The sequence below is a fragment of the Paenibacillus sp. FSL R10-2748 genome (assembly GCF_038005565.1).
GTDB lineage: Bacteria > Bacillota > Bacilli > Paenibacillales > Paenibacillaceae > Paenibacillus > Paenibacillus polymyxa_B.
Genome location: NZ_JBBOTK010000008.1, coordinates 96,452 through 119,398, shown reverse-complemented (window position 1 = coordinate 119,398; position 22,947 = coordinate 96,452). Strand labels below are relative to the sequence as shown.

General features: G+C 43.5%; 23 protein-coding genes. 13 read left to right on the top strand and 10 right to left on the bottom strand.

Annotation, left to right across the window (positions count from 1 at the left end):
* Nucleotides 1-23: 23 nt before the first annotated feature.
* Entirely contained in the window at nucleotides 24-1,223 is a 1,200-nt protein-coding gene (locus tag NSS66_RS21495; protein WP_068938350.1) for an MFS transporter, read from the bottom strand.
* Nucleotides 1,224-1,426: 203 nt separating this feature from the next.
* A complete protein-coding gene (locus NSS66_RS21490) occupies nucleotides 1,427-1,924 on the bottom strand; it encodes a DinB family protein (RefSeq protein WP_023986557.1) in 498 nt (165 codons plus the stop codon).
* A gap of 319 nt (nucleotides 1,925-2,243) precedes the next feature.
* Here NSS66_RS21490 and NSS66_RS21485 point away from each other — a divergent pair, with 319 nt between their 5' ends.
* Nucleotides 2,244-2,747: a MarR family transcriptional regulator gene (locus tag NSS66_RS21485; protein ID WP_028541919.1), complete on the top strand. Its 504-nt coding sequence runs from the start codon at nucleotides 2,244-2,246 to the stop codon at nucleotides 2,745-2,747.
* Between the two features lie 203 nt (nucleotides 2,748-2,950).
* Here the strand turns inward: NSS66_RS21485 and NSS66_RS21480 are convergent, their stop codons facing one another.
* Complete coding sequence (locus NSS66_RS21480) at nucleotides 2,951-3,880, bottom strand: response regulator (protein ID WP_340959729.1); 930 nt, start codon at nucleotides 3,878-3,880, stop codon at nucleotides 2,951-2,953.
* A 5-nt stretch (nucleotides 3,881-3,885) separates the two neighbouring features.
* Nucleotides 3,886-5,190, bottom strand: coding sequence for a sensor histidine kinase (locus tag NSS66_RS21475; RefSeq protein ID WP_076159906.1), 1,305 nt, complete (start codon nucleotides 5,188-5,190; stop codon nucleotides 3,886-3,888).
* 211 nt (nucleotides 5,191-5,401) lie between these two features.
* Between NSS66_RS21475 and NSS66_RS21470 the strand changes: the two genes are divergently transcribed.
* The 10 genes from NSS66_RS21470 to NSS66_RS21425 all read left to right on the top strand — a co-directional run bounded on the left by NSS66_RS21470 (nucleotide 5,402) and on the right by NSS66_RS21425 (nucleotide 16,446).
* Nucleotides 5,402-6,655 carry a cation:dicarboxylate symporter family transporter gene (locus tag NSS66_RS21470; RefSeq protein ID WP_023986561.1) on the top strand — a complete coding sequence of 418 codons (1,254 nt, stop codon included), beginning with the start codon at nucleotides 5,402-5,404 and terminating at the stop codon, nucleotides 6,653-6,655.
* 257 nt (nucleotides 6,656-6,912) lie between these two features.
* Complete coding sequence (locus tag NSS66_RS21465) at nucleotides 6,913-8,424, top strand: methyl-accepting chemotaxis protein (protein WP_023986562.1); 1,512 nt, start codon at nucleotides 6,913-6,915, stop codon at nucleotides 8,422-8,424.
* Nucleotides 8,425-8,554: 130 nt separating this feature from the next.
* The gene (locus tag NSS66_RS21460) at nucleotides 8,555-8,917 is read left to right on the top strand and encodes a DUF1304 domain-containing protein (protein ID WP_023986563.1); all 363 of its coding nucleotides are present in this window, start codon (nucleotides 8,555-8,557) and stop codon (nucleotides 8,915-8,917) included.
* A 156-nt stretch (nucleotides 8,918-9,073) separates the two neighbouring features.
* Nucleotides 9,074-10,693 (top strand): ABC transporter substrate-binding protein, encoded by a 1,620-nt coding sequence (locus NSS66_RS21455; protein ID WP_068938348.1) that lies wholly within the window; start codon nucleotides 9,074-9,076, stop codon nucleotides 10,691-10,693.
* 72 nt (nucleotides 10,694-10,765) lie between these two features.
* On the top strand, nucleotides 10,766-11,716 hold the full coding sequence (locus NSS66_RS21450; protein WP_023986565.1) for an ABC transporter permease: 951 nt from the start codon (nucleotides 10,766-10,768) through the stop codon (nucleotides 11,714-11,716).
* Between the two features lie 4 nt (nucleotides 11,717-11,720).
* Nucleotides 11,721-12,566: an ABC transporter permease gene (locus NSS66_RS21445; protein ID WP_013308329.1), complete on the top strand. Its 846-nt coding sequence runs from the start codon at nucleotides 11,721-11,723 to the stop codon at nucleotides 12,564-12,566.
* Between the two features lie 58 nt (nucleotides 12,567-12,624).
* The gene (locus tag NSS66_RS21440) at nucleotides 12,625-13,662 is read left to right on the top strand and encodes an ABC transporter ATP-binding protein (RefSeq protein ID WP_053324419.1); all 1,038 of its coding nucleotides are present in this window, start codon (nucleotides 12,625-12,627) and stop codon (nucleotides 13,660-13,662) included.
* The gene (locus NSS66_RS21435; protein ID WP_053324420.1) at nucleotides 13,655-14,617 is read left to right on the top strand and encodes an ABC transporter ATP-binding protein; all 963 of its coding nucleotides are present in this window, start codon (nucleotides 13,655-13,657) and stop codon (nucleotides 14,615-14,617) included. Before NSS66_RS21440 ends, NSS66_RS21435 begins: the two co-directional genes overlap by 8 nt.
* Nucleotides 14,618-14,666: 49 nt before the next feature.
* Nucleotides 14,667-15,125 (top strand): hypothetical protein, encoded by a 459-nt coding sequence (locus tag NSS66_RS21430; RefSeq protein ID WP_340959727.1) that lies wholly within the window; start codon nucleotides 14,667-14,669, stop codon nucleotides 15,123-15,125.
* A 490-nt stretch (nucleotides 15,126-15,615) separates the two neighbouring features.
* Nucleotides 15,616-16,446, top strand: coding sequence for a hypothetical protein (locus NSS66_RS21425; RefSeq protein WP_340959726.1), 831 nt, complete (start codon nucleotides 15,616-15,618; stop codon nucleotides 16,444-16,446).
* Between the two features lie 39 nt (nucleotides 16,447-16,485).
* On the opposite strand, the gene NSS66_RS21420 is transcribed toward NSS66_RS21425, so the two are convergent.
* Nucleotides 16,486-16,962 carry a L,D-transpeptidase gene (locus tag NSS66_RS21420; RefSeq protein ID WP_023986571.1) on the bottom strand — a complete coding sequence of 159 codons (477 nt, stop codon included), beginning with the start codon at nucleotides 16,960-16,962 and terminating at the stop codon, nucleotides 16,486-16,488.
* A 459-nt stretch (nucleotides 16,963-17,421) separates the two neighbouring features.
* Nucleotides 17,422-17,637 (bottom strand): helix-turn-helix domain-containing protein, encoded by a 216-nt coding sequence (locus NSS66_RS21415; RefSeq protein WP_235322351.1) that lies wholly within the window; start codon nucleotides 17,635-17,637, stop codon nucleotides 17,422-17,424.
* A gap of 1,354 nt (nucleotides 17,638-18,991) precedes the next feature.
* Here NSS66_RS21415 and NSS66_RS21410 point away from each other — a divergent pair.
* A complete protein-coding gene (locus NSS66_RS21410) occupies nucleotides 18,992-19,315 on the top strand; it encodes a hypothetical protein (protein ID WP_340959725.1) in 324 nt (107 codons plus the stop codon).
* Between the two features lie 190 nt (nucleotides 19,316-19,505).
* Here the strand turns inward: NSS66_RS21410 and NSS66_RS21405 are convergent, their stop codons facing one another.
* Nucleotides 19,506-20,093, bottom strand: coding sequence for a Y-family DNA polymerase (locus tag NSS66_RS21405; RefSeq protein ID WP_340959791.1), 588 nt, complete (start codon nucleotides 20,091-20,093; stop codon nucleotides 19,506-19,508).
* Between the two features lie 831 nt (nucleotides 20,094-20,924).
* Here NSS66_RS21405 and NSS66_RS21400 point away from each other — a divergent pair.
* Nucleotides 20,925-21,416 carry a hypothetical protein gene (locus tag NSS66_RS21400; protein ID WP_023986577.1) on the top strand — a complete coding sequence of 164 codons (492 nt, stop codon included), beginning with the start codon at nucleotides 20,925-20,927 and terminating at the stop codon, nucleotides 21,414-21,416.
* 70 nt (nucleotides 21,417-21,486) lie between these two features.
* On the opposite strand, the gene NSS66_RS21395 is transcribed toward NSS66_RS21400, so the two are convergent.
* The 3 genes from NSS66_RS21395 to NSS66_RS21385 all read right to left on the bottom strand — a co-directional run bounded on the left by NSS66_RS21395 (nucleotide 21,487) and on the right by NSS66_RS21385 (nucleotide 22,913).
* The gene (locus tag NSS66_RS21395; RefSeq protein ID WP_023986578.1) at nucleotides 21,487-21,951 is read right to left on the bottom strand and encodes a hypothetical protein; all 465 of its coding nucleotides are present in this window, start codon (nucleotides 21,949-21,951) and stop codon (nucleotides 21,487-21,489) included.
* Between the two features lie 462 nt (nucleotides 21,952-22,413).
* Nucleotides 22,414-22,629 (bottom strand): helix-turn-helix domain-containing protein, encoded by a 216-nt coding sequence (locus NSS66_RS21390; RefSeq protein WP_235322353.1) that lies wholly within the window; start codon nucleotides 22,627-22,629, stop codon nucleotides 22,414-22,416.
* Nucleotides 22,581-22,913, bottom strand: coding sequence for a hypothetical protein (locus NSS66_RS21385; RefSeq protein WP_039275274.1), 333 nt, complete (start codon nucleotides 22,911-22,913; stop codon nucleotides 22,581-22,583). The genes NSS66_RS21390 and NSS66_RS21385 overlap by 49 nt, the downstream gene beginning before the upstream one ends.
* Nucleotides 22,914-22,947: the final 34 nt, after the last annotated feature.

The window sequence follows — 22,947 nt, the reverse complement described above, 5'->3', positions numbered from 1 at the left end:
TGAAAAGAAAGGAGGCCAGTTGCTTATGCAATTGGCCTTTTTCTTATAGATTTCGACTTGAATCGAATGACATATTGGATAACTATAGCGATCAACACCAAAATCAAATTGTAGTAAAAGGGAGTGTTGATGCTAAACCGTTCCATGAGTGCACCTGCGATGATCGGAGACACAATGGCCCCCAATTCGGACAAAGATACGACGTTGCCGATAAATGAGCTTCTATTTTCCTCAGGAATAACATCCCCTAGTTGCGAGTAAAAGGAATCCAGATAGCTGGCTCCTCCTATACCTCCGATGAACATCGCTAAGTATACGATCCATGGTTCTGTGAACCAAAGAAATAAGATGATTTCCACCATGATCAACAATAGACCGATGATACAAAGCATCAAGCGATCCTTAAGTAGATCAGATATTTTGCCAATAAAGGGTGCTGATATGAAGGTTGATATGCCGATAATTGTAAAAGCTAAGCTAATTTCTGCGGGACTCCAATGGAGCTTGTAGGTTGCATATACAGAGAAGTACGTTAAAAATATAGCGAATGCACTCATTTCAAGAAAATGAACGGTAGAATAGACAAGTAACGGTTTCGTTAACATGGTTTTTCCTTTGGGTTTCAGAGGGGGCGAATGCTGTTCTTGTGGCTTTAAGGGAGAACTGAGGAAAGTCATTCTTGAAACGGCAACGAAGGATATACATGAGAAAATAGCAACGAAATAAAACGGAATGGATAAAGAAAAATAAGAAACAATAGCTCCACTCATAAGAGGCCCTAAAATCATACCGGCACCTTCACTGCTGCTGATATATCCATTGAGCGTGCCTCGATTCTCTGCGGTGCTCATATGGTTGATCGTGACTCTTACAAAGACGGTTAGCCCTATAGCTACCAAGCCTTGGAGGAGTCTCAGTATGGATAGAATGATGAAGCTTGTTGCAATCGGAAACAGGAGCATACAAGCGATTTCGGCAATGAGTAGGCTCAACCCCAAGCGTTTTGCGCCAATCTTTTCATAAATTCGTCCTGCCATGCCTCCACCAAGAAATCTTCCCACATAAAACAGAGAAAATAAAATACTCATGCCGAGTGTAGATATCCCGAATTGCTCTACATAAATAGCAAAGAGTGGAAGGATCATACTCCCACTCATGTTAGCAATAAGGCTGATCACGATCATACAGGCGATATTACGATTTAAATATAAGTGTCTCACCATAACCTCGAAACCTCTCTTTGATCTTGCATCATGGGAACCGTTATTCGGATTGCACCTGATTACGGATGAACGGCTTCAGGTCGAGTTAGCGGGTTCCCATATAGGGTACGCAAGCGAGTTCCTCGTGGTGCCTAAATCCCAATGCAATGATGGAGGTATGAAGCAGCGGATGGGGGAAATCTTGATTAGAGCGTGGTGTTGCCTTAAGCGGGAAAGCCGCCTCCTGGTGGTGGCCAAGCTCCATAAATCCGGCGTAGCAGTACGATTTCACCCAAATGATATGAATTGTGGGAAGCGATATTCCGCAGAAGTCCTGCTTTCGTTTCACCTGGGAAATGAGCTAGTGAATCATCCAGTTGCGCGGTTTCGGCAATCTGCACAGCCTGATCCACGCCCTGTAAAAATTCGTTAATAACAGCCTGCCATGCCTCTTCGCTTTGCGGTCCAGTCTCTTCGGGCCAGCTTTCCATGACATTCCCCGGAAGCTGGGGCTTCCGTCCTTCCAAATGCTCCAACATAAATTGCTGCCAGTAAATCATATGCTTCAGCAGTTGGTAAATGCTGTAAGGCATTTCTGCATTTTTCTTCCCTGCCAGCTCGACGTCGATGTCTGGTAAAGCCCGAGCTACTCGAATATGTCCACGTTCCCCGACCAGTGATTTAACCAGTGCTTGACCGAATAATTGGTTTGCATCCGACATGTATCATCATCCCTTCTATGGAGAACTTGTTTCTAGCTTATTCTCATTTTACGATTATACAATTATATTTTTCAAAATGAAAATACCTACTTAGTTTGGATTGAAACAGAAATAACTTTTAAAAAAGGGTTGATAATCATTCTCAATTTCACTAAAATAAAATTGTTTCAAGGGAAACAAAGTATCTACACTAGATATATTTTGTATATATACGGAAATGTTAAAGGGGAGCTTTCCGTATACATATATTGTTTTCTATGAAACAAAAATGGGCTATAATGAAAGGAGGAGTATGCCAAAGGAGTGACCATTTGTTCGTATGGAGAAAGCGACATCAGTTCAGCATGTTTATGATTTGCTCATTAAGATGAATCACCAGCTGGAGCAGCATCAGCAGAGAGAGAGCATGACTATTCTCGAAGAAATCCACGAGCATTTTGATGGAATTGCTTCGCTCAATCTGACGGATGTGCACGTCATTGACTGTATTGGGAGGCATGAGCCGATTAATGTTACGACATTAGCGGATCGAATTGAGCTGAGCAAGGGTACAGTTTCGAAAGTCAGCACCAAGCTGATCAAGGAAGGCTGGATTCGCAGAACCCAGCTTAACGACAACAAGAAAGAAATTTATTTTCGGTTAACCCCGTTGGGGAAAAGACTCTTTCTTGTGCATGAACGACTGCATGTTAAGGTACAGCAGCAGTTATTTGAATTTTTAAATCGTTATAGCTCGGAAGAACTGAATGTCTTGAAACGTCTGCTGTCCGATGGTGTAGATCTCTTGGAAGCTATGGAGTGGCAGGACAAGAGTCTGGACTAAAGGGATATCGAATCATCAACGATGGGCACCTGTTTTATCTCCGAGTAATAGATACATGGGGAGATGCAGGTGCTTTTCTTTTAATGTCAGCAGTTTGCATAATTCGATTCCCAACGCTCGAAGGTACAATATTTAGACGGACTAACCCGTTCCGATCTATATATTGCTGATTTGTGAATACTCTTGGGATTTATGCAAAATGCTTAGTGTAATAGCCGTTTTGCTTCCATATAGAGCACCTGTACGAACTTTTTCGTATTAATGCGGGCTTGGGACAGTGAAGGCTCCACATTGTTTTGCAGCTCCAGCATTTTTTTGCGGATTTCTGTAAAATCAAAAAATTTGGATGCATAATTTTCAAATTTAGGATGCGTATAGTCGGTCAATCCGAGCGATACTATATGGCTTAGCGTCTGGAAAATAGCGCGGCGGACACGTTGCTCCGATGCTTTGATTTCCTTACTCAGCTCTACTGCTGAGGCTGAAGCCCCCAACCGTTTGGACACCACATTGGCAAATATATCCTTCAACGGCGGGAACAGATAGGGAGATAGATTGCCTGTTTCCTCCTCATACTGGTCCAGAAATTCCAGCATGTCCAGTAGATCCATACTCCCGGCTTCCCCGATCATCCCCATTTCAGAGAGCAGAAACTGCCCGGAAGTTACGATGTTTCGGGTCGGTTCAATTGTTGCCGTTGGGTTATTCGATGTGAACATCGACAACCCTTGAAGCGTGCGCTGGATATCCGTAATCGATTGCTGCATGCGCAGACGCTCAGCCACCTTATGAATAACTGCAATAATCTCCAGTCGATTCAAAGGCTTGGCCACATAATATTCAATACCGAGCGAGTACGCCTCGCCGATCATGTTTTTGGATTCGATGCGAGAAATCATAATGATTTTGCCGCTGAATTGATCGCCGAGTGCACGCACGGTCTGAATGCCGTCACGAAGCGGCATCAGCAGGTCAATCAGCAATACATCAATCCGGTTCAGCTCCAGGAGGCCGCTATTCACGTAGGTACCATCCTCTGCTTCCCCGATGACTTCCCCTAGACCTTCGTCTTCAATAATATCTGCCAGCATAGAACGAATTCCCTGATCGTCATCCACAATATAAAAACGCATCCGGGCTATCTTCCTTTCTCCGTCAGTTTCCGTAAAGGCAATGTAATTCTAAAAGTGGTCTGTAATCTATCTGTATTCTCTTCTTCATCCTGTTGCAGTTCAATCGTTCCTTCAAGGCTCTCCGCGACCTCACGCACATAAAACAATCCCATACCGGTCGACGGCTGTCCTTCCTCATCATACTTGGTCGTGTACCCTGGTGTGAAGACCGTTTCCCGTTTCCGCTGAGGAATACCCGGACCGTTGTCGGTAACACTAAAGGAAGCTATATCCTCTTTTCCCGGGAGACAACGAATGGAAACGTCGATCCTTCCGTTGTCCTTCATTGCTTCAACCGCATTGGCTGTCAGGTTATTAATAAGTGTCAAAACGGTATAAACATGCAGCTTGGGTAACAAAGGATCGACATCTAGGGTAAAACGAATGGACTTGTCCAGCGATTGCGCATATTTGCTGTTCGTTCGGATGATTAGCTCCCCAAGCTCTTGAGAAGCCATGTAATGGACTCCGCTTTCGGCATCAATCAGCTTGGACAAACCAGCAAAAATCCGCTGGCTGTCTTTTTTAATCTCGTGAACCTGTCCGGAAATACGAAGTGCCTGTCTGGCGTAATGTTCTCTATCCTTCAGAGATTCATCCTGCTGTAGCTCACGGTACAGCTCGTAGCTTTCACGAGTGATTTGTTCTGCATGTGATAGTGTTTTGCCTAACTGGACCGACTCCTCATACAAGTCCGATACAAGGAGTAAAATTCGCTCTGTCTGCTGCCTTTGTGCCTCTTCATGCTGAACCGATTGATTTAGCCGAATCATATTATAAAACCCAAGCACGAAGAAGCTGCGGATCATAGCCATGAAAGCTACTTTGCTGATCTTAATGATGTCCCAGAAATCGCCGTCCATGCTCCACCGGACGCTAAGTTCCGACACACTTGCGGCAACCTCAATCCCTACAGAGAGGATGCCCACGCGGAGTGCGCGGTAAGGCTCAGCATTAATGTTAAGGACCTGGAAGAGCAGACCGTAGACCATGTAATAAAAAAAGGTAGGGCCATGTAGTGTCAGCAACTCTTCAAAGGGAAGACCGGGCTGAGTGTAATGATTGAGTAAGATGCGAAAGGCCACTACAGCTATCCCTGCAAGCACTCCCGATAATGCAGGCGGAATATGACGAATAGATAACAGAAAGAAAAAAAATACAGGCGTACCAAAGCTGAGACGGAATGTATTAGCGAACGGGTGAATATTCAGCTCACCTGCGAGCGGTACAAATACAAGCATGAGCAGGAAAAGGAGCGTATTCAACTTCATCCATATTCACCTCCTGGGTATTCAGTCAGAAAGGCAATGTGAGCTAAATTCACAGGCTCGCCGTTAAAGTTTGTGAATTTATAGAAAAAAATAAATGTGGCTGTAGATAATTGTCGTTTTTTATAGATCAGATTGTAGTATAAATAACATCATTTGAATATTAAGAACAGCATACTGCAAAAATATACAAATCAGCCAGGGGGGACACGAAGTGAAAAAGATTAATTTGACGATGCAAATCTTTATCGGTCTGGCTTTAGGTATTATTATTGGTGCCTTATTTTACGGCAATTCAGGGGTGGAAGTCTACTTAAAGCCAATCGGCGATATTTTCATCCGCTTGATCAAGATGATTGTCGTGCCTATTGTGATCTCAACGCTCATTATCGGCGTTGCCGGCGTGGGAGACATGAAAAAACTAGGTAAACTTGGCGGCAAGTCTATTCTGTACTTTGAGATTGTAACGACAATCGCCATCCTTTTCGGACTGCTTGTTGCCAACTTGGTTCGACCGGGTGACGGCGTGGATATGTCCCACCTGGCCAAGAGTGATATTCATTCCTATGTGGAGACTGCAGAGAAGTCAGGCCATAGCTTTATAGATACGATTGTGCATATTGTTCCTACCAATATTATTCAAGCTCTGGGCGAGGGAGATATGCTGGCTATTATATTCTTCTCCGTACTGTTTGGACTAGGGGTAGCGGCGATTGGTGACAAGGGCAAGCCCGTGCTGAATTTCTTTGAAGGCGTAGCCGACGCCATGTTCTGGGTAACCAATCAGGTCATGCGCCTGGCTCCGTTCGGAGTATTCGCACTGATTGGAACGACAGTGGCCAAGTTTGGATTGGCCTCGTTATGGCCATTATTGAAGCTTGTTTTGTCGGTGTACGGCTCCATGGCGCTGTTCATTGTGATTGTTTTTGGAATTATCGCCAAGCTTTGCGGTACCCGTCTCTGGACCATGATTAAAATTTTGAAAAGTGAGCTGTTGCTTGCATATTCGACGGCCAGTTCGGAAAGTGTTCTGCCTAAGATCATGGAGAAGATGGAGAAGTTCGGATGTCCTAAAGGAATTACTTCCTTTGTCATTCCGATTGGGTATTCTTTTAATCTGGACGGTTCCACCCTGTATCAGGCACTGGCTGCGATTTTCATTGCCCAAATGTACGGCATTGACCTGCCAATCACGACACAAATCACGCTGGTGCTAGTTTTGATTATTTCATCCAAAGGTATTGCAGGGGTGCCGGGTGCTTCCTTTGTCGTTTTGCTTGCTACACTTGGAGCAGTGAATCTCCCGCTGGAAGGTTTGGCTTTTATCGCTGGTATTGATCGCATTCTGGATATGGCGCGTACGGTAGTCAATGTATTAGGCAACTCGCTTGCCGCTGTGGTCATGTCCAAATGGGAAGGCCAATATGATAAAGAAAAGGGCGAAGAATACGTTGCTTCAATTAAATAAGATGCGACGAACTGAATAGTTGACAGAAAGAGCACCTTTGTGAAGTATTGCGAAGGTGCTCTTTTCGTTTCCAGACTTATTAAGACCTTTCCTTTTTCGACATTTTTCGATGTTTTTTGTATGAATATATAGGTATATGGACATAAAAATGATTCTTATTACCTATGCAATTTTAGATTTATTTATAATGATTCTTAATAAAATTCCGATATTAAACTATATCGTTTTATATATTGGCTTAGAAGGGAAGAGCATATATGTTTTTTAAAAAAAATGAGACCGACTCACTTGCTCCTTTAGTAGAAGAAAGCCGCAAACTTTCACAAAGAATACAGCAGAAGGATTATTCCGCCGCAATACAAGTTTCAACCAAATCTTCCGAGGTTCAAGAAATCGCAAACAATGTCAACCAAGCGCTTGAGTCCATGAAAAAGGATGCTCAACATGTTGACATCCGTCTGAAGCTTGTTACCAAGGCTATAGAGATTGGCTTATGGGACATGGAGGTGGTTGCGGGTGATCCCGTCAATCCAAGTAATACGTTCACATGGTCAGAAGAATTTCGTGCTATGCTGGGGTATCAGAGCGAAAAGGACTTCCCCAATGTATTAAACAGCTGGGCATCCCGGCTGCACCCCGAAGATCATGATAGGTCATTGGCAGCTTTGTCAGATCATTTGCTGGATTTTACGGGAAAGACGCCTTATGACGTACAGTATCGTTTGAAGCTGAAGCATGGAGAATACCGCTGGTTCCGGGCTACCGGAACGACGATCCGCGATCAGCAGGGAGTGCCGCTTCGAATTGCGGGTGCTCTATTGGATGTGCACGACCAGAAGATTAAGTCCGAGGAGTTGCAGGCTCTAGTTACAAGATATGATCTCATCAATCGTGTTTTGGTGGAGGCTCCATATGATGTCATTCTGGCTGATGGAGACATTGAGAACCCGGATAATATATTTTGGTGGTCCCAGCAATTCCGCCACACCTTGGGCTTTAAGGATGAGCAGGACTTCCCGAGTGTACTAAGCAGTTGGAGTTCGCGTATACATCCTGACGATGCCGAGCATGCGTTTAAGGCTGTAGTTGATCATTTAAATGACTATTCAGATCGTACGCCATATGACATGGTGTGTCGCTTGCAAAGTAAAAATGGCGAATATCGCTGGTATCAAAACAGTGGAAGAAGCATACGCGATAGCAAGGGAGTGCCTATTCGTATTGCCGGGACCATTCGTGATATCACAGTGGAAAAGGAAAAGCAGGCTGTCGCGGATGAGCTTACGCTCAAAATCCAGCATCTCTCCGATTCCATTACGGAAATGGTGAACGGCGTTAACTCGGTTAGTAACCAGGCGCAGGAGCTGGCAACAGCTCAGGAGCAATCGACAGAGGCAGCGAATCAAGCCAAAGTCAGTGCAGAAGAAACCCAAAATATTTCCAACTTCATTAAAGAGATTGCGAATCAAACAAATCTGCTGGGTCTGAATGCTGCCATTGAAGCATCGCGTGCGGGCGAGCAGGGGCGGGGTTTTGCGGTAGTCGCAGATGAAGTGAGAAAACTCGCCATTCACAGTGCTGATGCAACCGGAAATATCGAGACCAGTCTGGACGAAATGAAGACACTCATCGAGCGGATTTTGCACAATATCGGTAACATGTCTACGCTGACACAGACACAAGCCGCGCTAACGCAGCAAGTGAATGCGTCTACGGACGAGATCAACAGCATGTCCAAATCTTTGTTGGATTTTGCAAGAACGATGTAAGGCTTCATGTAGAAATGAGGCCGGGCCTTAGGCTCGGTCTCTTTACTGTTTTTGGAAGATGAACTATACTTTTCGAGGATAGATCTAAAAATCACCTCATAGTAACTTTATGTGGAAAAGAGGAATATACTTGAGCTTACTTAGTTCAATATTGGTCGGAATTGTAGCTCTGGAGCATGTGTACATTCTAATATTGGAAATGTTTCTGTGGACGACTCCGCGGGCGATGCGTACGTTCGGCACCTCGAAGGAGCTGGCAGAAGCAAGCAAATCCCTGGCTGCAAATCAGGGGCTGTACAACGGCTTTTTGGCAGCCGGATTGGTGTGGGGCTTGTTCTATCCAGATACTGTGATCGGGCGGCAAATCCAATTATTCTTTGTCATTTGTGTGGTAGTGGCTGCGTTGTATGGTGCATTAACTGCTAATAAGTCTATTTTATTAAAGCAAGGCCTGCCTGCCATCCTGGCACTGATCAGTTTGTGGATACTCTGAAGACACCCTTACCGGGTGTTTTTTTCTAGATTCGATCACATAATGTCTGGAATGCTAATGACAAGGGGAATAAACAGTTTTTGATCGATTGTAAATCCGACTATTCCGATTTATAATAAATTTATTACATACTAAGAGGACACGGGGGCTAGAGCGATGCGTCGTAATTTGACTGGTGTATTGGTATTAATTGTATTAATGTTGGTTGTAAGTGCATGCTCCGGCGGGAATTCTGGATCTACGTCTGAGACGAATGGGAATACGCCTGGTACAGCTACCACAACAGCTGATAACGGACAGCCTAAAGATGGCGGCAGCCTGATCATTGGCGTACAAGCTGATCCGGTGGTGCTGAATCCAAACTATGCGGGTGATCGGGTAAGTCTGACGATAGACCAGGCGATATTCGCACCATTGTTTCAAGTGAACAATGGCAAAAAGACATTTTATTTGGCAGACAGTCTGACTCCTTCAGCAGACAAGCTGACTTATACACTAAAACTGAAAAAAGATCTGACTTGGCATGATGGCGAGAAGCTGACAGCTGACGATGTCGTTTTCACCATTAACAAAATTTTGGACGAGAAGCAGCACAGCTTTTTGAGAAGTAATTTTATGGTTAATGGCAAACCGGTACAGGCGAGCAAGGTTGATGATACAACGGTCGATTTCAAGCTTCCTCAGCCAGCTCCTGCTTTTGAGGCAGCACTGGTACAGGTATCCCCGATTCCGAAGCACATTTTCGAGAATGAAGCGGATATTGAGAAAAGCACGAAAAACAACTCTCCGATTGGATCAGGTCCTTTCAAATTTAAAGAGTACAAAACTGGTGAGTACGTTACACTCGAACGGTTCGATAACTATGTTGGCGGCAAGCCGCATCTGGATTCAGTAACATACCGGATTGTTAAAGATTCGAATGCTGCGAATTTGGCCCTTCAAAATGGTGAGATCAATGTAAACTATCTCGATCCGCAAAATGTAGAGACCATTAAAGCAACAGATAAGTTTGACATTTTCCCTTACAGCGAAGGTCGCTTGGCTTATCTGATGTTTAATGAAAACAGTGATACGAAGCAGTTGAACAAAAAAGAAGTACGTCAGGCGCTTTCTTATGCATTGAATCAGGATGAATTGATTCAAGTCTCCTATGGCTCCAAGGATTATGCAGATACTGCGAAATCTGCTCTGACACAGGATGTACTGTATCACACGAACGACGTTGCATTTTTCAATAATGATGTGAACAAGGCGAAGGAGCTGCTGAAATCGGCTGGAGCTGAAGGACTGAAGCTGCGCATTATCATTCCGGGCGGCAACAAGGTACAGGAAGCACAAGCGCTCTATATCCAGCAGAAGTTCAAGGACATAGGCGTTCAGCTGGACGTGAACAGCATGGATTCCTCGGCATGGTCGCAAAAGTTCGTCGATACGAATGCCAAGGACTTCGATCTGGCGATCAGCGGCTATATCATGGGGTATGACCCTGATGCATATCGTATTTTGTATAGCACCGGATCGTCCTCCAATTATTCGCATTATTCAAATAAAGAAGTGGATAAGCTGCTGGAAGAGGGCGCGGGTGAGTCGGATACGACTAAACGTGGAGAAATTTATAAAAAGGTACAAGAGCTGCTGGCTGAGGATGCTGTCATCTACCCGATTGCTTACACCAAGACTATTGTAGCCTTCGACAAGCAGTATGGCGGTATTGATCAGGCTGTGTTGAAGCCGGTCGTGATTTTCGAGGATTTGTCCAAAATTTATCACAAATAAGACAGGGTTTTCAAAAATAAGCTGGGCTAACCAGCTTATTTTTTTCGAAAACAGCAAGGGGAAGGGAAACGTATGAGACAACTCATCGCCAGAAGGTTGCTGCAAGTTATACCGATGCTATTTTTTGTGTCCATCGTCTGCTTCGGCTTGATCAAGCTGGCTCCAGGTGATCCGGTTCTCTCTTTTGTTACACCGAATATGCATCTGGAAGACATTGAACGAATGAGGCATAGCTTGGGGCTGGACCAGCCCGCTTATGTGCAGTACATATTATGGCTTAAAAAGAGCCTAACGGGTGATCTCGGCTACTCGCTAATTAATCACCAGCCTGTGCTGGATCAGATTCTCGATCGTCTACCGGCTACAGCCGGGTTAATGGGCGCATCTATCATACTGGCTGTGCTGATTGCAATTCCACTCGGTTTGACGGCTGCGGCTAATCGGAATCGCTGGATCGACAAGCTCATTAATCTGATGTCGTACATCGGGATTTCTGTTCCGCTGTTTTGGCTCGGTATTTTACTTATTTATTTATTTGCGATTTATCTGCACTGGCTTCCGAGTACAGGGATGCGTACCATCGGTACGGATTCGGTGCTGGATGTGATTAAGCATGGAATTTTACCATGTTTTGTACTGGCCTTCGGCTTTCTGTCTGTGTATGTGAGGTACATCCGTTCCAGCACGATTACGCAGCTCAAGGAAGAGTATGTGCAGATTCAATACGCGTTTGGGTCTGGAAAAAGACTGGTTTTGTTTCGACATGTGCTCAAGCATGTGCTGCTGCCCATCATTACGCTGCTCGGAATGTCGGTTGCGGACCTGGTGGCTGGAGCCATTGTGACGGAGACGGTATTTTCCTGGCCGGGCATTGGCTCGCTGGGCATGACGGCGGTAAAAGGAATGGATTATCCCGTCATCATGGGGATTACTTTATTTTCCGCTCTGCTGCTGATCCTGGGTAATCTGCTTGCAGATATCTTATACAGCATTGCGGACCCGAGAATTAAATCAACGAGGTGAATTCATGAATCGGAGCAAATGGCGCAACATCGGGATCGAGCTGATGACGAGCAAAATGGGCGCCGTCGCCCTCATACTATTGATCGTATTCTCGCTGGGGGCGATTTTCGCATTTTTATCGCCGCAGGACCCGAATAAGTTGAACGTGCTGGAGCGTCTCCAACCGCCGGGAGCGGCACACTGGTTTGGGACGGATGATTATGGGCGGGACTATTTTACAAGAGCACTGTACGGTGGACGTGTATCATTGCTGGTAGGTTTTGCGTCCATGATTATTGCGACCAGTATCGGTGCAGTGGTAGGTATTGTGAGCGGATATTTTGGAGGATGGATCGACAATCTGCTTATGCGGGTTTTGGAGCTGATCATGTCGATTCCGTCTTTCTTGGTTATTTTGCTGCTGAGTGTGTTTTTGAAGCCGGGCGTCGGCAATATCATTGTTATTATCGCCCTGCTCATGTGGATGAACATTGCCCGGGTGGTTCGTGCAGAGACAATGACGTTGCGCGAACGGGAGTATGTACTATACGCCAAAGCTTCGGGACAAAGTACGTTTGGTATTATTATGAAGCACATCGTACCGAATCTGATTCCGGTAATTATCGTAGGGGCGACGAACAATATCGCTTCAGCGATTATGATGGAATCGTCACTGAGCTTCCTCGGCTTTGGTGTTCAGCTACCTAACGCTACGTGGGGCAGTATGCTGAATAATGCCCAAGGATATATTGCACAGGCCCCATATATGGCATTATTCCCGGGTCTACTTATTTTACTGACTGTGTTGAGCTTTAATGTTTTGGGAGATGTGTTGCGTGTAGGCTTTGAACCCAAATTAGTAAAACGATGATTCATAGCACAGATCCATTACAAATGGCTCCAGGAGCGACAGGAAGGAGCGAAACACAATGACGGAACATCTATTGTCCGTCGAACAGCTGGAGGTCTCCTTTTTCACTCGTGAAGGGGAAAATCAGGCAGTTCGAGGGGTTAGTTTTCATATTGATGCTGGAGAAACGGTAGGAATCGTAGGAGAATCCGGCAGCGGCAAAAGTGTTACAGCGAAAGCGATCATGTCGATGATCGCCCCGCCGGGCAAGCGGCTGAACGGCGATATCCGTTATCGGGGACAAAGTCTGACCGCCCTGACGGAAAAGCAATGGCGCAAAATACGCGGAAACCAGATTGCGATGGTCTTTCAGGACCCGATGACCTCACTGAATCCGGTCAAAAAGGTTGGCTATCACCTGGTTGAGGTGATCCGCAGACATCGAGGACTGAGCAAGGAAGCGGCTACGCAAGCAGCTGTAGAACTGCTGCGACAAGTAGGCATTACCGAGCCGGAGCGCCGAATGAACCAATACCCGCATCAATTCAGTGGCGGGATGCGCCAGCGGGTGATGATTGCCATGGCGCTCTCGTGCAGCCCGGAGCTGCTGATTGCAGATGAGCCGACTACAGCGCTGGACGTGACGATTCAGGCGCAAATCTTGGAGCTGCTCAAGACGCTGAAGCAGCAATCCGACATGTCGATTGCTCTGATCACCCATGACCTGGGCGTCGTCGCCCAGGTGTGTAGCCGTGTCATCGTCATGTACGGCGGTATGGTGATGGAGGAGGGGCGCGTGGACGATATCTTTTATCGTCCGGGCCACCCGTATACGCAGGGCCTGCTGCGTTCTGTGCCCCAGCGCACGAACGGCTTCCGCGAGCGGCTGGTGCCGATTGAGGGCACGCCGCCAGACCTGCTGAACCCGCCATCGGGCTGTCCGTTCATGGAACGGTGCCCGCATGCGTTTGCCCGCTGTGTGGAGCGGCCGCCGATGGTGGAGCTGCGCCCGGATCAGCGAGCAGCCTGCTGGTTGAACGAGCCGGACGCAGTGCCTGCTGGAGTCTACGAGACGCCCGAAGCGGGGCAAGCGGAAGGGGGGAATAACGGTGAGTGAAGCAAACGATGTATTGGGTGAGCATCAGCCCTTGGTAGAGGTACACCAGCTTAAGAAGCATTTTGTGACCGCAAAGGATTTGTTAGGGCGTAGCTCTGAGGTGCTCAAGGCGGTGGATGGCGTGAGCTTTCAAATCAAGCGTGGTGAGACGTTCGGACTGGTCGGTGAGTCAGGTAGTGGGAAATCAACGGTTGGACGCTGTCTGACACGGTTATACGATTATACAGAAGGTATGGTACGCTTTGACGGTCAGGATATTTCCAAGCTGAACGACAAACAGCTCAAGCCGCTGCGTCGGCGCATTCAGAGCATTTTTCAGGACCCATATTCCTCTCTTAATCCGGGTATGAACGTGCTTGACCTGATCGGTGAGCCGATGGATATTCACAGATTGCATCAGGGGAGTGAGCGTAAGGATGCTGTAGTGGCTTTGCTTGAAAAGGTAGGGCTGAAGCGGGAACATCTGTATCGCTACTCGCACGAGTTCAGCGGCGGGCAGCGCCAGCGGATTTCCATCGCTCGTGCTCTCTCCGTGAACCCCGAGTTCATCGTCTGTGACGAGCCGATTTCGGCACTGGATGTGTCCATCCAGGCGCAGGTCATTAACACGCTGGAGGATCTCCAGCAGGAGTTCGGGCTGACGTACCTGTTCATCGCCCATGACTTGTCGATGGTGCGGCATATTTCAGACCGAATCGGTGTGATGTACCATGGGCGACTGGTAGAAGTAGCTGATGCAGATGAGTTGTATGAGCAGCCCGCTCACCCTTATACGCAGGCGCTGCTGTCCTCCATCCCTGTGCCTGATCCGAGAGCAGTCGGAGAGCGGGAGGGACTGGAGGGGGGCTTGGCCCAACCAGACGGCTCATTAGTATGGGACAAGGATAACAACAGTGCAACCGAGCTGAGAGAAATCAGTCCCGGCCATTATGTAGCATACCCGGTTAACCGTTAGGGTTAAGAGCGGTTGTACGATGTGCATGACCCAAAGGAGGTAAAAAACGATGACTGAATCGACAAAAAGAGTACGTATTTCCCAATGGGACGCGCTCTTGCTGGAATCATTACGCTCTTTAGGCTGGTCCCAAGAGGAATTAATCCGTCGGGTGCAGCAAAATGAGCTGCCAACGGACGGACCATCCGATTTTGATTATACAGAGCTTGTCACCGGGCTGGCGTCCAAAGAGCCGGAGGTGTTTGTCAGCGCGGTAACGGACGGATATCAGATCAAGTACAATACGATCCGGGGTATTCGTTCGTGGATTGCCGTTGCGTTCGGGCGGGAGCCTGAGCTGTCACTGGAGGAAGGAAGCGAAGCTGTTACATCCGAACTGACGAAGGCTGAGTATGATCGGCTGGAGAGAGTGCTGTCGTTAGGCTGGTTCATCCAGGAATTACGTCCCGCGGCTGGCGAGACTTCAGGATTATACCGAATTGTACCTGCTGCACAGATTAAAAGTTGACTTTGTAGGGCTCGTTCTGCAAAATCAACAGAAGTGGAAAATGTCCAAGGTGAAAAGGCTACAGCCGATAACTGGTGTACTTAGAGAACTTTATTTGAAGTCAGGGAGTCAATGTGCTTTTCCTGATTGTGTTAAACGGATTGTGATTGTGGATATGGATTTTACTAAACTAGATAAGTAACGGTAAGGCTGGGCGGTTGCTCAGCTTTTTTCTTTACGCATGGAGTCGGTATGTCTGTAATCCCGTGAAAGCGCGCTTGCCAGCCCCAATGTCGTCCAACCTTATGGCGGAATGTTTGACTTGGGATGGTCTGCTAGAGCGGGCGAAAGTATCACCCTTGCCTTAACGTTTTCCAATTGTTATGTAATTATTTTCAATAAACAAGAAACAAATTCACGATTTTCACGTCTATGTATATAGATATAGTTTTAGGAAAACCTTGGATCAAGACCTGTAGAACAATAATTTTTTTACAAAGGAGCAATTAAAATGAAAAATCTAAGATTAAAATACGCTACTGCTTTCCTGTCGAGTGTAGTGCTTGTGGGAAGTGTAAGTGGTTTTTCTATTGCCAATGCTAATAGTACATTACGCCCTAATACGTATGTTCAAAGTTCAGTTAATGCTGTAAATCCATCTGTGTATCAGTCCATAACTAAGTTTAAAAAGAGCGAGACCCCAAATCAGTTGATTTGGAAGGAGAACAACATTTCGTTAGTGGCAAAAAAAATTGAGCTAGAAAATGCACCAAGTTCTGAGAAAAGTGTTATTACATCAATAACGATCAAAAAAGGAGAAAAGAGTTATACCATTAAAACAGATGGATATAATGATAAACTGCGTGATATATCGAGCGCAGTATTATCTCCTTCTAATACATGGTTGGCTATACAGGCACAGCGGAGTGCAGGAGATACGTTACTACTGATCAATCTTAAAACCGGAAAATCTACCATTGTAAATGATCTTTTAAAGGCTAAAGGCAAAAAAAATATAGAATCAATTACTGCTTATAACTGGTCACCTAAAGAAGATCAAATTGCCTTTTCGTACGGTGATACATCAAGCAGCTCCATAGCTATATATAACACAAATAAGGATGCCTTTATATATCTTCCTAGGGAAACGGATTACATCAGCACAAGTCTGATTTTATGGCATAAAAATGGGAAAAATTTAGACTATATAAGTGAGTATCCATCTGACCAAAAGAAATTATACAGATACTCAATGGACAGCAGAAAAGTGAAACCTGTTAAAAAAATTAGCCAGAGAGAATTTCAACAATGGTTCAAACTTGATAAATACAAATCAAATTAATACAAAAAAGGGCGGAGTTTTACCTCCGCTCTTAATTTTTTAGCTTTCGCTTATTGTGATCTTACCAGAACTACCGTTTTGCTCAAGAACTTGAATTAGTGCTCTTTGATCGCTGTTAGTAAGTCTAATGCAACCGTATGTTGGACGCAAAGGATACCATGTTAAAGATGTGCTCTTAGCAGGATCTCCGCCATGAATCATAATTTCGTCGCGGCCATTATTTGTAGCAGTCAGGAAGTTTCCACTTACCGCTTGATTCAGCCACACACGCTTATAAGGACCATAAGAGTAGTCAGAATCACCTTTAGCATAAACAATTGTTTTCGCGACACCCGTAGGAATGTCTGCATATTTAAGTCTCCAGTTCGTATGATCCTGACCGTTTTTTGCATCATTTGATCCACGGCCTAAAGCTTCTACAGGTCCAAATACCAAACTGCCACTATCATTATAAACTTTCAGTGTTCCTTTGTAATCTCGATTAGATGGAAAATTAGCAATAATGTGATAACCCATTGTTAAACGCCTCCATTAGTTTAGTTGAGAGTGGATTTGATGGAGTCGCTAACATCTAAATGGCTCCACATTCTTTGATGTTAGTCTTCAATTCCCTCTCACTTATGTAGGTGATTTAAGGCTGTGAATTACAACCAATCGTGAAAAATGCGAATACATAAAATTTTTTCAATTCATGTACTTTGCTCGATTATCCCCTACACTTATATAGGAGTTGGGGACTGTAACTACACAACCTGAATATGAACTTTTTCTAGATCGAGAAAATCCCTCTCTAAATTTGAATAGCCCCTCTAGCTAGAATAGATCCTGGGATAAACCTTTGGATTATCCTGTATAATTTAAAATTATGCTCAAGATGTGAGAAGAGTTGAGGAGTATATTCCAACTCGACCACAGCAAAAACTAAATAAGCTGCCTCCGGTAGAGTAACTGGAAGCAGCTTATCGCTAAGGACTCTTATTTTTTCATGATAAACTCAAGAAGTTCGGTTTTCATACTCTGGATGGCATCCTCTTTTGGCATAAGGATAAATTTACTTAATCGTTTAATATCTGGATCGAAATATTGGAAAATTGCATTCATAGCCTCTACATCGGATTTGGTTTGGGCAAGTTCTACTAATTTCATAAACTCATCATCTGACATAAATCGTGAAGCACCTTCTTTTTCCATTTGTTCACCGCCTGTTGTGTAATATGTAGTTCCTTGGCAACTTGGCCTTCCTTTTTATCGTTTATGTAAATTTCATAGATGACCTTTTTGCCTACCTCAGACCTTAGTCTATTAATGTATGATTTCATCATTATTTTGTTATCAGATTCTTCCGAAAACGAGGTTTGAAAGAGATTAGGCTTGGATTCTAAAGAAATTTCACGTTTCCGATTTCGTTTTGTACGATACTGCATTCTCCAAGCAATTCTATAAAGCTCGCGTCGGTAATCTTCGATAGCACCCATCGGAAATTTCCTCCCTTATGTTCATATACGTACATATAAGGTAGGAGTTCTCAAAATCAATATAACAACCAATTTATAGAATCAATTTTCTTTTTTTAGCGAATATAATAAAATTTTGAATTCTTTTGGAATTATCTGAAATTGCCGTGCAGAAACCCCTAAAATTCCGTGAAGAACCCGGGCGATTATATCGGCTTGTGTTGGTTCTTTTTTTGTTGGAAAAGTGGGGTGTATCATCCATCTGGCTCAGAAAAACTGGTGGTTGCAGGGGGATATATCATGGGATGGTTAGCAGAGGGCGTAAAAACGAAAAATTGACTTGACCATTCAGGAAGCTACTATAGTTGATGTTGATTATAGTGGGTCAACCATGCGGATCAACAGTAGGTATCAATCTCACGTTTAGTTGTGAAGAGTGAAAGAAAAGATTCTTCATTGAATCCAGCAGTGCTGGTTATGTAGGTATATTTATGTATAAAATGATATATATTTTTTCTTTTCTAGGCTTAATTCAAAAGGTTCATTAAAAAAAAGCGAGCATCTTGCAGCTGTTGGTATATAACTTGTGCCGTGTCGTTTAGGTAATCAGACAGAAGAAGTATTTCGTCCCATACATGCTGTGTAAATTTGAGATGTAGCAGCTCCACATTTTTGTCCATTGTATGATGATCGGACAACAGGTAGGTGAGATCTTTAACTGATATGATTTCATCCATTATAAATACCGTCTTTCATTGGTTATTATTTAGAATTAGATATTTTTACGCCAATCGGCATAAAAATTTTGTGAAGAGTCAGGATACTTTTAAAGGATTACGATACGACCCAAACTATCCAAGGGTCTAATGATTCCCGTGGTTTTCACCCTGTCCACCTCCGTTATTTGATCCAATAATACCAATATATCTTTAATTTTGCCTTTGCTAATAGGCTAAATTTACACAATTTGATTTGCTGAGATCAAAAAGAGAGGCAGGGGCTGTCTCTCTGAATGGTATGATATTAAAGTAGCATCTAATTGTACATTCCAGTAAGATATATTTAAAAATTTATGTTAGAAAGAGGTAATTATGTTAAAACATCATTTTTCAAAAAAATTGAGACAATCCATTGGAAAGGGAGAGTGTTTTTCTTTAATTCGATGGATGGTTATCTTGTTACTAGCTTTAAGTGTTTCTTTAGCTATGGCTGTTTACGGGATCTTATCAATAGATCTACCGAATTGGATAAAGCCACTGCCACCAAGCAACTGGATTGGATTTTATGGAAGTATGTTCGGGGCATTCCTCAACGGATCGGTGACCATATTTATTTTTAACGAAACACTTAGAGAAAATCGGAAGACGAATAGTGAAAATAAGCGAGTCCAAAGTTTACCGCTGCTGAAGCTATGAAGGTGTTATTGATATTGCCGGTTCGAAACATAGTGTATAAAAACTTCAATCTAGTCGTTTCGTTTAGAGATATTTTAGGGAATCACTACCATCAAACTTATAAACTAGGTTTCTCCAGCAACGATGGTCTTCCTATATTAACCTTAAAATGTACCACATCACCCATGTGGAAGACTGATAAAAAAGATTCCTATTTCATACATACGGAGTGACTTAAAAAAAGAATAGTACAAAGGTCTGTACTGCATAAAACAAGGGAGTAACGCCGAATATATAAAAGCGACCATAGAAGGTCGCTTTTTACATTTAGACAAATTGAGTAGCTCTGTAGAAGGGCTAAGCGAATTGTATATTCTTGCTGATAAATCCCTGTTGAATTAATCCTTTTCTTCATCTTTCTTTCAATCCCCCATATGTCTTTCACCAGCGGCGGCCACAGCAGGTGGGGAATATCCTGGTACGTGCATTCTGCGATCCCTGTTTTCTTGGAGTAATTGTCCAACTCCAATTTTGCAAGGAGCTTGTTCGGACCGATTCCAGCTGTGGACGGTAATCTAAGCTGCATAAGAATATCTTTCTGGATACGTTGAACTGCTTCGAGTGTTGTCCCGTGTAGGTGTGCTGTGGCATCTAAGGTAATCCAACTCTCATCAACGGAATATGTAGAAATAGCTTCAGTCGGTACGTACTGGTTTAGTAATTTAGTAATAGTCATAGATGTGTCCAGGTACAGTCCCATCTGAGCATTTACCATCTGGATACGCGGATCGGGAGGGATTTCATATAGTCGGTTTCCTGTCCGGATACCGAATTGTTTTTTAAAGCTGGAGAAGCCACAAGAATTACGGAGCCGGGGCGATTTTTATCGCCTACAACTGCTAAGAGGGTAGTAAGTGGGCCGAGCCCTCTGTCTACAGCTTCAATGGAAGCATAAAAGACTGGCAATAAATACAGGCGACCTCGTGATGGGGAAGTTTTGAGTAGTCAATCATGCTGTACCCCCTCTCAATATAGAACATTTGTTCTTGTGAATATATCACGAAAGTCCTTAGTATATTCATTATAATTTTTTCCTTTTTGGCGATAGAGTAAGTGTCATACAAGGTAAGGGAAATATTTAAAATCTTTATGCCACAAACCAATGCCGATATTAACAAGTAAAACAAGCCCCAAAAAACCTAGACAATCTAAATACCAGAGTATGGAATATGTATGTAGTTATTGTATAATAATTGTAAATACAGTGAGAGGAGAGAACATGCTAAAGAATCCAAATTTCCTTATTTTAATAATTTTCTTGGCTACATTAACAGTGCGAATTGTATATAATAATCCACCCATTATATTTATGACTGGTTGATGGGTATATACGCTATCCGTTTGATTGGCCGGACGTTGTACGAAAAATACCAGAATAATCATAGGACCAGTAATGTAACCGATACGATTGTAGAAGTGATTATGGTTATGATTTCAGTCGAAATTGTTCTGTTTTTATTTATGTCACAAGAAACATGGATGCATAAGTTGCTTTTTTTAATCGGAGAATCCTATTTTCTCATTTTATACTTTTTAAAGAAATCATACTAAAAAATAAGGAAGTGAATTGATGAAGAATCGAACTATTAAGATTGCAGTTGTTATTGTTTTAGTACTAGCATGGGGCATTTATGGCACTTATTATTTTTTGAATTTAAATACCTCTATTCAAAAAGCTGTGTTGGATCAGGTCGATATGGATAATGTCTATCTTCAGATTATAAGAACGCACACTAAAATTACTAATGAACCAGTCGATTATAACGTGCATGTGATGGAAAAGAGTGGAGTTAAAGCAATTTTGGATCAATTATCTGGCATTGAGCTTAAAAAAACAAGCGGAATGAATAACGGGGATAAAGTTCCTTTTTACTATACTATTATCATCCGCCCGAAAAGCAATCAGGATTCAACATTGAAGTATGAAATTACATTTAAGAATAATAAGTTAGTATCTATCTTTAATCAGGAAAAAAATTATAGGCAGGAATATATGATAACAAACGAATTCGACTACCACTCGTTCAAAAATTCAATCGATAAACTTTTCCAGAAGGAGTAGTTAGTTTGTATGAAAAAAGGTCGGTTGTCAAACTCAACCGACCTTTTTCTCAGTTATTTAGGAATCAGTCTTAGAAAACTTCCCATCCATTTCCGGAGTGTGCTTTTTGCACAACGCCATTACCCGAAATAAAACGGATAACGGTACCGTCTTGTAGAGTGTACTCAAGGAACGGGAATTTAATCTGATAAAGATCGTATCTTCCACCGTAAAGGGCAATTTGAGTGTTGATTTTATCAATGCCCGCAATACCGTCGCTAATGACATTTTCGACTGTCGAACCCGTGCCTGAGGCAAATAGCGTAGAGGCGAGGGAAGCAATTCCCATTGCTACCCCTACTGGTGTACTTGCAACGAAGACCAGCCCCAGAACCGTAGCTGTTATTCCTGTCAGCCCTGCTACGATTGCAGCTGTGTTGGCAGAACCACCTCTGAAATTACCGCTCTCTAATGCGACACGTTGTGCTTCACTCATTTTTAGTAATTGATACGGACTTGCCGTTACTGTTGCTGCATACTCTCGTGATCTTGCCATAATATATCAACCTCCTGATTTTTTGTGAGGAATTGATGGAGTCGCTGACATCTAAATGGCTCCACATTTATTTGATATCAGTCTTCAATTCTCATTCACTTATGTAGGTGATTTAAGGCTGTGAATTACAACCAAATCGTGAAAATTACGAAGACATGAATCTTCTCTTATTCATGTGCTTTGCTCCGATTATCCCCTACACATATGTAGGAGTTGGGGGCTGTAACTACACAACCTGAACATGCATTTTTTTCTGGATAAAGAAATTCCCCTTCTGAGCCCCTTAGAATATATATTGGAATACCCCGCTGGTTTATCCAATATAATATCCGAAATATGGGCAAGGAAAAATAAGAGTTGAGGAGTGTGTTGGATTTATTTTACAACAGACCTCAACCACAGCAAAAGCTAAATAAGCTGCCTCCAGTAGAGTAACCGGAAGCAGCTTATCGCCAAGGACTCTTATTTTTTCATGATAAACTCAAGAAGTTCGGTTTTCATACTCTGGATGGCATCTTCTTTTGGCATACGGATAAATTTACTTAATCGTTTAATATCTGGATCGAAATATTGAAAAATTGCATTCATAGCCTCTACATCGGATTTGGTTTGGGCAAGTTCTACTAATTTCATAAACTCATCATCTGACATAAATCGTGAAGTGCCTTCTTTTTCCATTTGTTCACCGCCTGTTGTGTAATATGTAGTTCCTTGGCAACTTGGCCTTCCGTTTTATCGTTTATGTAAATTTCATAGATGACCTTTTTGCCTACCTCAGACCTTAGTCTATTAATATATGATTGCATCATTATTTTGTTATCAGACTCTTCCGAAAACGAGGTTTGAAAGAGATTAGGCTTGGATTCTAAAGAAATTTCACGTTTCCGATTGCGTTTTGTATGATACTGCATTCTCCAAGCAATTCTATAAAGCTCGCGTCGGTAATCTTCGATAGCACCCATCAAAATTTCCTCCCCTTGTTCAAATACGTACATA